8 protein-coding genes and 1 tRNA gene are annotated in these 12113 nt (G+C 34.7%); 5 read left to right on the top strand and 4 right to left on the bottom strand.

The window, feature by feature from the left end:
• Nucleotides 1-9: 9 nt before the first annotated feature.
• On the bottom strand, nucleotides 10-609 hold the full coding sequence (locus CGC48_RS04840) for an SCO family protein (RefSeq protein WP_098028677.1): 600 nt from the start codon (nucleotides 607-609) through the stop codon (nucleotides 10-12).
• Nucleotides 609-1406, bottom strand: a complete 798-nt coding sequence (locus CGC48_RS04835; RefSeq protein ID WP_157909866.1) for a hypothetical protein — start codon at nucleotides 1404-1406, stop codon at nucleotides 609-611. The genes CGC48_RS04840 and CGC48_RS04835 overlap by 1 nt, the downstream gene beginning before the upstream one ends.
• 60 nt (nucleotides 1407-1466) lie before the next feature.
• Between CGC48_RS04835 and CGC48_RS04830 the strand changes: the two genes are divergently transcribed.
• Entirely contained in the window at nucleotides 1467-2045 is a 579-nt protein-coding gene (locus CGC48_RS04830; RefSeq protein ID WP_098028675.1) for a PhnA domain-containing protein, read from the top strand.
• 61 nt (nucleotides 2046-2106) lie between these two features.
• On the opposite strand, the gene CGC48_RS04825 is transcribed toward CGC48_RS04830, so the two are convergent.
• Nucleotides 2107-4398, bottom strand: coding sequence for a glycoside hydrolase family 20 protein (locus CGC48_RS04825; RefSeq protein WP_098028674.1), 2292 nt, complete (start codon nucleotides 4396-4398; stop codon nucleotides 2107-2109).
• A gap of 96 nt (nucleotides 4399-4494) precedes the next feature.
• On the opposite strand from CGC48_RS04825, the gene CGC48_RS04820 reads away from it, so the two are divergent.
• Nucleotides 4495-5463 carry a YheT family hydrolase gene (locus CGC48_RS04820; protein ID WP_198537156.1) on the top strand — a complete coding sequence of 323 codons (969 nt, stop codon included), beginning with the start codon at nucleotides 4495-4497 and terminating at the stop codon, nucleotides 5461-5463.
• 130 nt (nucleotides 5464-5593) lie between these two features.
• Nucleotides 5594-5667 (top strand) — tRNA-Ile (locus CGC48_RS04815).
• A gap of 66 nt (nucleotides 5668-5733) precedes the next feature.
• Here the strand turns inward: CGC48_RS04815 and CGC48_RS04810 are convergent.
• Nucleotides 5734-6243: a gamma carbonic anhydrase family protein gene (locus CGC48_RS04810; RefSeq protein WP_098028672.1), complete on the bottom strand. Its 510-nt coding sequence runs from the start codon at nucleotides 6241-6243 to the stop codon at nucleotides 5734-5736.
• A gap of 248 nt (nucleotides 6244-6491) precedes the next feature.
• Between CGC48_RS04810 and CGC48_RS04805 the strand changes: the two genes are divergently transcribed.
• Both CGC48_RS04805 and CGC48_RS04800 read left to right on the top strand, forming a co-directional pair.
• Nucleotides 6492-9146: a glycoside hydrolase family 2 TIM barrel-domain containing protein gene (locus CGC48_RS04805; protein WP_232780560.1), complete on the top strand. Its 2655-nt coding sequence runs from the start codon at nucleotides 6492-6494 to the stop codon at nucleotides 9144-9146.
• A 130-nt stretch (nucleotides 9147-9276) separates the two neighbouring features.
• Entirely contained in the window at nucleotides 9277-12093 is a 2817-nt protein-coding gene (locus CGC48_RS04800) for a TonB-dependent receptor (protein ID WP_232780559.1), read from the top strand.
• Nucleotides 12094-12113 lie beyond the last annotated feature (20 nt).

Below are 12113 nucleotides of genomic sequence, written 5' to 3'. Positions count from 1 at the left end.
CTCCTAAAATTAAGGTGTGCCAATAAGTAGCTTGATGTCTTCTATTAACATTTCAATTTGTGAATCCTCTAATCCGTCGTAGTAGATTATTGGATTCCCATCTGCGTCTTTACGTGAAACAATATTTCCCTTTTGGTCAATCAATGCAAAAAGTCCAGAATGTTCAAATCCGTCAATTCCTTTGGCATTATTTTGTGCGTGGAGGTTGAATCCGTTGTTCGCTAAATCATAAATTGCTTCTTCGTCGCCTGTGAGTAAATGCCAGTTAGGGCTTGTTATTCCGTGTTGTTGGGCATATTCTCTCAGCACTTCAGGCGTGTCATTTTCTGGATTAATTGAAAATGAAGCAAAACCAATGTTTTTCCCCTCAAAGGCATTTTGAACTTTTACCATACTTGAAGTCATTATCGGACAAATAGTTGGGCAAGTTGTAAAGAAGAAATCTACGACGTAGACTTTTCCTTCGTAATCTTTGTTAGAAATGGTTTGGTTATTCTGATTAGTGAACGAGAATTTGGGAGCTTTCCCAATGGTAACTAATTTTGAATCAGAGCAACCTACTGAAAATAGGGTAATGAACAGAACAAAGAGTATGTATTTTTTTCTCATTATTTTATGTGTGTTTTTTTCCAAATATTGGAATTATAGATTGTAAAAGATACTTTTTTCATTTTCTTGTACGCAAAGGTAAAAATAATTACCAAAATGTACGTCAAAATCTTATAAAAAAAGGGATTTTTAAAAAATGGTTGCTCGGTACTTGTTACGGATTCAAAATCACTGATAACGAAGAAGAAATCTGTCATAACAGAAAGAAAACACAATAACCATAAATTGTATTTCCATTCAATATAAATCCACCCAACAATCAAAAAAGCTATGAAATTTTCCAAAAGTGTTATTCCAAAGATTGGAAAATATTGAAGTTGTTTCAGCATAAACCAATTAGGTAACATAGAAATAATAGAAACAATAATTGTAATAGGTAGAAATCCTAAGTTTGTGTGTTTAAAAAGTTGTTGAAATCCTAAAAAATAGTAGAAAAAAATATTAAAAATGAAAATAAGATTTATACCACGATAGGCGTTCTTTTGCTGTAAAAATAAAAAAATGGCGAAAAGAATCAACAAGGTTAAAAAAGTAAATGGGAGTTCGTTTTGGAAACTTTCTCTAAAATTTAATTTTGTTAAAATATCACGATTGTCAGAAAAATAGATAACTAAGGAAGGTAACAAACTAATTGTGAAACAGCTTAATGTCGTAACGATACTTATTTTAAGAGAGTCGTTAATTACAATGTCATTTAACAAATGTTCAAATATCGAACACACGTTTGAAAAGTAATATGTAGAGAACGCAAAGATAATCAATGAAAATATTGAAATAACTGCAGAATTATTTTTCATATAGATTTTTGTGAAAAAATTTAGAAAAATGTAACTTTGCAAAGTTAATAAAATTTTCAAATGAATTTACTTCAAGAATTACAAAAACGAAGCGGAAATTGTTGTGAATTATGTGGTGCAACAAATAATTTAGAAATTTATGAAGTGCCTCCTACCAGTACGGGTGGATTAGATGGCAGTTTGTTGGCTTGTAAAACCTGTGTTTCACAAATTGAAGGTGCTACAGATTTGGATAGCAATCATTGGCGTTGCTTAAATGATAGTATGTGGAGTGAACATCGGGCTGTAAAGGTGATGGCGTGGCGAATGCTCAATCGGTTGAAAAGCGAAGGGTGGTCGTTGGATTTGCTAAATATGATGTACTTGGACGATGAAGAACTCGCTTTTGCAAAAGCTTCAGATGATCATTTAGATGAAAGTGAGAAAATTATCCACAGGGACAGCAACGGAGCAATTTTACAAGCAGGTGATAATGTAGTTTTGATAAAAGATTTGAAGGTAAAAGGTTCAAGTATGGTTGCCAAACAAGGAACAGTGGTTCGTAAAATTTCTTTGGATCGTGAAAATCCACAATATATTGAAGGAAAAGTTGATGGGCAACAAATTGTGATTATAACACAATATGTTAAGAAAGTTTAAAACATTCTTGTAAAAGAAAAATAGGCTATCTAATTTATTATCAGATAGCCTATTTTTTTTATCAGAAAATTTGAATTTCATCAATAAACATCCAAGAGTCACCTCCTTTGGGTGGGTGTCCTAAGTTTTGTATTTCTAATTTCACAAATCGAGCTTTCTGTTTTTCAAAATCAAACTTAAAATCTTTTAAAATGGCGTACCCATTTGACGTATGTGGGTGGCTAACTTCTCCAATTTTTGTGTAATTTTTACCATCAACAGATACTAAAAGGTCTATTTTTGTTGGAAAGTAAATTCCCGAACCTTGGTTTTCCATCGCTCCTACTATGACTTTTTCAATTTCCGTATCTTCTTCTAAATCAATTATAACAGAAGCATCATCAACTAACCATGCCAACCATTGTTTGTCGTGGAAGTTTTTTGTTCCTCGAACGATATTAGTAAGCGTTTCGTTCCCTTGTCCTTGGTAGCTTTTATGATACACGGGATTGTATGCAGCCTTTTTTCCAATTGCTTTATGAAAAACAAAGGTGTCCGAATAAACCACCTCATTGGGTTTTTCGTTAAAGAAAACAGCTGATTTTATAGTTATAGTTTCTTTTATTTCAATGGGTTGTGTGTATTTCTGGGCTTTGGATAAATCTCCATTTAAAGAGTAACGGATGTCGGCTTCTGGCAATTCACTATGTAGCGTAATAATAACTTTATTATCTTGATTTTCAATTTTAGAAGATACTTGATACATTGATTTTGAATAGTTGATATTCATTAATTCCAATCGGGGAAGTAATTTCTGAACTCTATTCATAAAATTGTTCCAGTTTTTCATTTCTTGAGGCGTCCAAACTATTTCCGCAAGAGCTAAAAGTCGTGGAAAAATCATATATTCAGAATGTTTTTCGTTTGGAATGTATTCCGCCCATAAATTCGCTTGGCTTCCAAGAATTTGCTTTTGTTGTTCTTGTGTTAACTCATCTTTGTGTAATGAATAATTGTAGATTTTACTTAAAGGCAAATATCCACCAATAGCAAGTGGCTCATTGTCAGGAGAACCCTGATATTGGTCTATATAACAATCACTTGTCAGAACAACTTGATGACCTTGTTCGATGGCTTTTTTGCCAATATCAATTCCTCTCCAATTCATCACAATGGCTTGCGGCGGTAAACCTCCTTCGATAATTTCGTCCCAACCGACTAATCTTCTGCCGTTTGCAACCAAGAAATTATCTATTCGTTTTATGAAGTAACTTTGCAATTCGTGAGCATTTTTTAATTTATGTTCCTTCATTCGTTGTAGGCATTTTGGACATTTTTCCCATTCCGTATGAGTTGCCTCGTCGCCCCCGATGTGGATATATTTACTTGGAAACAAATCCATTACCTCTGTAAGAACATTCTCTAAAAAGGTAAAAGTTTCATCTTGTCCTGCACAATAGATATCTGTAATTGGCCAAACGCCTCCTGATGGAACACCGATTGGACGTTTATGACACGATAGCTCAGGATAAGCTGTAATGGCACTCATCACGTGAGCGGGCATTTCAATCTCTGGGATTATGGTAATACCTCTTTCTGAGGCGTAAGATACAATCTCTTTAATGTCTTCTTGCGTGTAGAAACCACCATAAGTTCCCTTTGTTTCGGGGGAATTTGTGCTTCGTGCATTCCAATGTTTTTCTTCTTGGTCTACTCGCCACGCTCCAACCTCAGTAAGTTTAGGATATTTTTTTATTTCAATACGCCAACCCTCATTATCAATCAAATGAAAATGAAATGTATTGAGTTTCAACATTGCCATTCGGTCGATAGTTTTCAGAATATATTCTTTAGGAAAGAAATGACGTGCCACGTCAAGCATCAAACCACGCCAAGGATACTGGGGTTGGTCTTGGATATTAACAGAGGGTATAATCCAATCTGTTTTAACAATGTTTGAACTTTCTATCTCTTTCGGAAGTAGTTGCCGTAAGGTTTGTAAAGCGTAAATAAATCCGTTGCGGTCAGAGGCTTTTATGGTTATTTTCTCATTATCAGAATTAAATGTGTAACTTTCATTTGGGAGGGAGGTATCAGCTTCCAGAACAACAAAATTACTTTTTTGGGGTTCGTTTGTTATTTTTAAATCCCAACCAGAAGCGTTTTTAAATTTTTCGGTTATCAACCTTGCTACATTTTGTAATGTATCGGCGGCGACAAAGGTTGTTTTTGAAGTGAATTCAAAATAACCATTTGATAAAGAGATGTTTTTAGGTTTTGGAATGATATTAATATCACTTTCTTCAAAAGTTATTTCTTTAGGTGTTTGACAGCCAATGGCTAACAAAAGAAAAGGAAGTATTATTTTTTTCATTATTTATAATATTTATTGCTCTGGCGAAAGTACGGCTTTTTTAAGATAAAACCTAAATACTTTTATTATTTTTGCAAGATGTAAAATCAAATGAAAATGCCAGTTATTCAATCTGAGTATAAACCACCTTTTTTATTTCGTCAAACTGATTTTTCTACAATTTATTCTGGAAAGGTTAGAAAAGTATTGGGAGTAGTTCAAGTAAGGCAACGATTGGAATTGCCCGATGGAGATTTTTTGGATATGGATTGGAGTTATTCTGAGCAAAAAACGAATCGTTGCATTATTATTTTACACGGATTGGAGGGGTCTGCTCAGCGACCTTATGTTCTGGGTACTGCAAAATTATTCAACCAGAACGGATTTGATGTTTGTGCGATGAATTTTAGAGGATGTAGCGGTGAGGATAATCGTTTGTTTTCGTCTTATCACTCTGGAAAATCGACAGATTTGGAGGAAGTTGTGCAAAAAGTAATTCAGTTGGGTTACACTGAAATCGTTATAAAAGGGTTTAGTATGGGTGGAAATATTAGTTTATTGTATGCGGGGAAACACTTGGTTCCAAAGGAAGTAAAAGCAATTGTTGCAGTTTCTACACCTTGTGATTTAAAGGGAGCTTCTGAAAAATTACACAAGAAAAGAAATTGGATTTATGCTCAACGATTTTTGGTAACATTGAAGCAAAAAGCTAAAATGAAGTCCATAAAGTTCCCAAACGAATTAGCTATTTCCGAAGTAGATTTGGTTAAGACTTTAAAGGATTTTGACGATTTATATACTTCACAGTCAAATGGTTTTGTTGACGCAGATGATTATTATCAAAAATGTAGCTCACTTTTTGTTTTGCATCAGATTAAAACGCCAACATTGTTGCTAAATGCCCAAAATGATTCGTTTCTTTCCCAAAGCTGTTTTCCTAATGAAATAGCTGAAAAAATGCCTCATTTTTATCTGGAAATGCCAAAGTATGGTGGCCACGTAGCATTTTATGATAAGAAAAATTTGTACTACAATGAAACAAGGGCATTACAATTTTTTATGGAAATGATAAATAAAAATAAATAATAACTTTCTAATAATTAATGTATTAATGCTCGATGATGTTTCATTCTTTTTGAAATTTCAATTTATTTTCTTGAAAAATTTTGTATGAAAGAAAAATAGTTGTAATTTTGCACTCGTCAGAAAATGACAGGGTCTCATAGCTCAGTTGGTTAGAGCACCTGACTCATAATCAGGTGGTCGCTGGTTCGAGCCCAGCTGGGACCACAAAGAAAAAGGCTTTACAGAAATGTGAAGCTTTTTTTTTGGATTATATAAATTGTAAAATTTCATCTAATCTTCAATCCACGAGGCGTATTTTACGTAATTATCAGCTGTTTTTCGTATAGATTGTTTTTGCTCTTCTGATAAATTCTTTATTTTCTTGGCAGGGACACCAGCATAAATACTTCCAGACTCAATATGAGTATGTTCAGTAACTACAGCACCAGCCGCAATGATACTATCACTTTCAACAATGCAACCATCCATTACGATACTTCCCATTCCAATTAACACATTGCTGTGAATAGTACAGCCGTGAATAATCGCATTATGTCCAATTGATACATTATCGGCTATTTCTGTGGAATGTTTTTCATAAGTTGCGTGAATAACAGCAGCGTCTTGTACATTTACTTTATTTCCAATTCGAATACTATTTACATCGCCCCGAATCACAGCATTATACCAAATGGTACATTGATTGCCTATAGAAACATCTCCTGTGATTGTTGCATTTTCAGCAATAAAACAATCTTCTCCAAAAGAGGGTTCTTTTCCATTAATTTTTTTGATAATCATCTTACTATATTTTTTGAGGAAAATTCAATTGATGAAATTTCGTTGCCACGAAAATACAGAATTATTCTTTATGATTGATGAATTTTTCAGAAAAAATATTATTTATAAATGATTATATTGTTGATTTACGGATATAAGTTAGTTTTCTAGCTGATGTAAAAAGAGAAGGTAACCCAATTCCTCTTTTTCGTAACATTTGAGATAGATTTATTATTTGTATAGGAGTAATTTAGCCAAAAAATAAATTTATGAAAAGGTACGTCTGTATGGTGATGGTGATTTTGTTTAGTTACAAATTCACATTAGAGGCTCAAGTTCGTTCTGTTGGACGTTCAAAAGTTAGTTTTGATTCAGGTTGGCTATTCCAGAAGGATAGTGTAGGGGATGCCATTCTTCCTAATGCAGATAGTTTTAAGTGGCAATCAGTTCAGTTACCTCACACGTGGAATGATAAGGACGTTCTTGCTGATGGTAAAAGAGGCTATTACAGGGGAATTGCTTGGTACAAAAAGTCTTTTCGATTAGTCCCTGAGGCTGAGAGGCAATATTTCCTACAATTCGAGGGTTCTAATCAGGTTACAGAAGTTTTTGTAAATGGGAAATTTGCAGGAAAACACATGGGTGGTTATAGCTCTTTTAATGTGGAACTGACACCTTTTTTGAATCTATCGGGAGAGCAATATATTTCTGTTAAGGTCGATAATAGTTTCGATAAGAATATTCCTCCTTTGTCAGCGGATTTTACATTTTTTGGTGGTATTTATCGTCCCGTTCATTTAATAACTACGGGAAATAAACACTTCAGTATGTCCGATTACGGAGGTCCAGGGATTTATATTTCAACACCTAAAGTTTCCGAAAAAAAGGCAGAAGTTACCATTGAATATCATCTACAAAACAAAAGTAATCAAAAAGTAAAACTATCGCTCGAAACCTCTATTAAGAAAGATACAGATTCCGTTTTGGCAGAAAAAAGAAGCAACGTAACTATTGGGGCTTCTTCGGATATGATTTTTAAAGTCACATTTAAAAATGTAGAAAATTTTGAATTGTGGAGTACTGAAAAACCAGTGGTTTATTACGTAGAAAGTGGTTTGAAAGAAAAAGGAAAAACTCTTGATAATTTAACACAACCTTTGGGCTTTAGGTGGTTCAGTTTCGATGCGAACAAAGGATTTTTTCTTAATGGGAAAAACGTAAAATTAATTGGAGCGAATCGCCATCAGGACAGAATCCCGTACGGAAATGCGTTGAGTAATGATATACATCGGCAAGATATGCAGCTGTTAAAGGAGATGGGAGCTAACTTCCTTCGAAATGCGCATTATCCACAAGCGACTGAAATCCTCGATAATTCAGACCAATTAGGCTTTGTTGTATGGGAAGAAATCCCGTTAGTAAACGAAGTAAATGTGAGTGAAGAACATAATCAAAACGCTGAGAATATGCTCAAAGAAATGATTAAACAGCATTATAATCATCCTTCAATATTTATATGGGCATATATGAATGAAATTTATTGGGCACATCGTTTTAAACCAGAACAAGAAATTCCTATACGTAATAAAGCCACACTTGAACTAACACAACGTTTGGAAAACTTAACTAGACAAACAGACCCATATCGTTACACTGCAATTGCGATGCACAATTATCCGCTTTATGATGAATCGGGAATTGGAGACATTCCTATGATTGCAGGATGGAATTTGTACCACGGTTGGTATTACGATAAGTATGAGGATTTTGGTAAATATATGGACGAACAACACAAAAAATATCCTAACAGAATTCATTTCATTAGTGAATATGGTGCTGGTTCAGATGTGCGTCTTTATTCCGAAAAACCTGAAAAATTTGACTTTACAATGGAAGAACAAGTCCGTTTTATACAATCTTTGACCTCTCAAATCATTGCACGTCCTTATATTTCTGGTGGAGCAATCTGGAATTTAGTAGATTTTAGCTCAGAACGCCGTGTAGATGCCACTTCGCATATGAATAACAAAGGTTTGGTTACACACAATCGTAAGCCAAAAGACGCCTACTTTTTAATGCAAGCACTTCTATCTGAAAAACCAGTTGCAACATTTGGCTATCCTTTCCGAACAGATTGGAAGCATATAGCTACATCGCCTTCAGATACACTTGTTCCAGTTCGTATGTATGCATTTTCAAATCGTGAGAAGCTTTCTCTCTTAATTAATAATCAATTCCACTCAGTAAGCCAAACAAGAAATGGAATGGCAGTGTGGGATTTATCTCTACCAGAAGGGAAATATGTGTTTTCCTTACAAGAAAATAGTAAAAATGTTCAAAATAAATCAATTCAAACGAAATTAATTCCTTATCAATTTAAAACTAGTAAAGAAATAGATATTGCGATGAACTTGGGGGCAAATTATGCTTTCATCGATTCGCGAACGGGGCAGTACTGGCTTCCTGAAAAAGAATATTCTGAAGGTAGTTTTGGTTTTATTGGAGGTAAACAACTTTATGTTGGGGACAAGATAGGGACAAAAGAAGATATTCTTGCAGTAGATGAAGAAGACCCTCTTTATCAGGCGATTCGTGTGGGTATGTCAGAGTTTAAAGCAGATGTACCTGAAGGAGTTTATGAGGTAGAAGTTTTAATGGTTGAGTATGTTCCCAAGTCTCGGCGTTTTGCAGATGAAGACAAAGAAGTAACGCGTCAGCCTAATAAACGTATATTTAGTATTTTCGCAAATGAATCTTTAATTGAGGAGAATTTAGATTTAGGAGCAAATTACGGATTAAACGTTCCTTACCGACTTGTATTCAAAACAAAAGTGACAAAAGATAATGGCTTGTCAATTAAATTTCAGCCGATAAAAGGAGAGCCTGTCGTTAGTGGGATTCGTGTCAGAGGAGTAGGGTATTAACTTAGTGAAATAATTGTAGAAAAATGTAACGCAAATTCTATTTTTAGTAACATAAGTTATGTTTGTATTTAATAAAGTTAGACTAACTTAGCGGTGATAAAACTCAAAGAAGAATAAAAATAAAAAAGCAATGAAAAATATCTTTCTGACATTACTAACGTTAATAAGTATTTTGGCAGTCAACGCACAAACTTATGAGATAAAAGGACGAGTAGTTGATGATGCTACCAACGAGCCTTTGCCAGGAGTTAGCGTTTATGATGCTACAAATTTTAATGGGACAGCCACTGATTTGGAAGGAAAGTTCCGTTTGGGGAATTTGAAAAAAGGGGAAACAAACATCACATTGTCTTGTTTAGGGTACGAAACACAACAAAAAGTGATAAAAATGCCTTCGGACAAGGAAGTTGACCTACAGATACGTCTAAAACCTAGTAATCTTAATCTGGGAGAAGTGGTCGTAGTTGGCAGTTTTGAAGGACAACAGAAAGCTCTTAATCAACAACGGGTTGCTCATAACATAAAGAATGTCGTTTCTGCTGACCTTATAGGGAAATTCCCCGATAAGAATGTTGCTGAGTCATTACAACGTTTACCTGGAATCAATATCGCTAGAGACAAAGGAGAAGGAGCTTCTGTTTCTATCAGAGGTACACCACAGCATTTTACTAACATCAGTATTAATGGAGAGCAATTGTCATCTGTTCAACAAAGTGGTTCAAGAACGGAGGGGCTTGACCTCATTCCAGCCGACCAATTAGGAGCAATTGAGGTTACCAAAACGCTAACTTCGGATATGGATGGTGATGCAATAGGCGGAAATATCAATCTGCGAACTCCCACAGCACGTTCCATCAAATTGCAATTAAAAGGAGATTTAGGAAAGGGGTTTAATGACCTTTCAGGTAAGCTCAATTCAATTGGGAAGATGCAAATTAGCCGACGGTTTTTAGTAAATGACAATCACAGTAATAGTCGGTTAGGAATTTTACTCAGTGGAAGTTATTATAGTAATAACAATTCTGAAGATAGAATGGATGCCACTTGGTCAGGTGTCAAAAAGAAAGTAAAAATGGTAAACGAGGGTTTGATTATGCCAGAGTATTATCATTTTCGGAAAACAGAAAACAAACGTACTCGTGTAGGAACCACAACTACAATTGATTATAAAGTGAAAAATCACGAGATTATTTTCAATTATATGTACAATTACAGGGAAGATGACGATGTGCGTAATCGTATGCGTTTTGACTTGGACCGAAGTACTTCCCAATGGATTTCACACGATAGCTTACTTGATGGTAGAATCCGAAGAGATATCAATATTTGGAAAGAAATCAAGAAAAATCATAATTTCAATCTGGAAGGGAATCATAATTTGAACGGTTGGATGGTGGATTGGGGAGCTTTCTATACCACATCTAAAAGAGAGTATTCAAGTACACGAGGCGATTTTTCTCGTGATGGAATAGCTATCATAGCAGATAATGAACGAGGCATAATGGATGAAGTTCCACAACTACGTCCCGAACGCCCTTATAATATTAAAAATCCGCTTTTAATGAACGATTTCAGACGTTATGAAGAAGACAGTGAGTACACTAAGGCTTCTAATTTGGTCGGAAAATTTAATATTAGTAAAGATTACATTCTCAAAGGTTACAGCGGAAATATAAAGTTTGGTGGGAAGGCACGTAAAGTAACAAACAATAAATTCCGTGATAATCACGTTTTCTCATTTTTTGACCCCAATAAAGTACTAAATTTGAAAGAAGCATTTGCCCACGTTGCAAGTGATAAAGAACCAACAAATTTCTTAAATAATAGATATGAATTTGGACCAAGAATAGACAAAAATAAGTTTGAGAATTATATGCAAACTTATCGCAAATTGCTAATTGAAGGGGATGATTCTTGGGATGCTGAGCGTTTATCAAAAAATGATACTTACGAAGCAGAAGAAAATGTAAATGCAAGTTACATTATGAACCGAATTCAGCTGAAAGATTTACTCATTATTGCAGGGTTGAGGTATGAATATAACGATGTTCTCTATCACGCTTTTGATGTGAAACGTACTGGAACAACGGTAATTGCAACTCCTATAAGTGGAGGTACAAAATATGGTTTTCTTTTGCCTAACCTACAATTGAAATATGGGTTAACAGAGTTTACCAATATCCGTGCTGCTTACACACAATCATATGCGAAGCCGAATTTCGTTGACATTGTTCCTTTTGTGAACTATGATGCTGATATGGCAAGGCTTTTTATTGGAAATCCAGAATTAAAACCTTCACTTTCAGATAATATTGATTTTATGTTTGAAAAATACAATAAGGGAGGTGGAGTTATCTCGGCCGGATTGTTTTACAAGAATATAAGTCGTTTTCAATTTTCACGCATCGTTCCGTCTTTATTAGAAGATTATCCTGGCTTTCCACAAACTGCAGGTTTTGAGTTCCGACAGGAACAAAACGGAGAAAAAGCTATTGTATATGGTTTCGAATTCAACTTGATGCAAAAATTGGATTTTCTTCCGAGCATATTTAAAGGTTTGAGTGCCTATCTAAACTACACTTATACGGGAAGCAAAGCCAATACACAGGACAGGACTGATATGCGTTTGCCTGGTCAAGCACTTCATACGGGAAATGCCTCTCTTTCTTGGGATTACAAAGGATTCTCCTGTAAAGCGAGTTTGAATTATAATGGTTCATACATTCATTCGGTAGCAAGTACCGAAAACGATGATATTATTCAAGATGAAAGATTTCAACTTGATGTTAACTTATCACAACGAATCAGTAAGAAGATAAGTATTTATGCCGAGTTTGTTAATTTAACCAATTCTCTGTCAATTCGTTATCAGGGGAATTCAAGTCAAATTTCAAGGATTGCTTATTTTGGTTGGTCATCAAGGTTTGGGATAAATTTCAGGTTATAGAAATAGAAAACTTTAAAATT

It is taken from the genome of Capnocytophaga cynodegmi, assembly GCF_002302475.1.
Classification (GTDB): Bacteria; Bacteroidota; Bacteroidia; order Flavobacteriales; family Flavobacteriaceae; genus Capnocytophaga; species Capnocytophaga cynodegmi.
The sequence above is the reverse complement of the archived record's forward strand: the minus strand, read 5'-3'. Positions and strand labels throughout refer to the sequence as shown.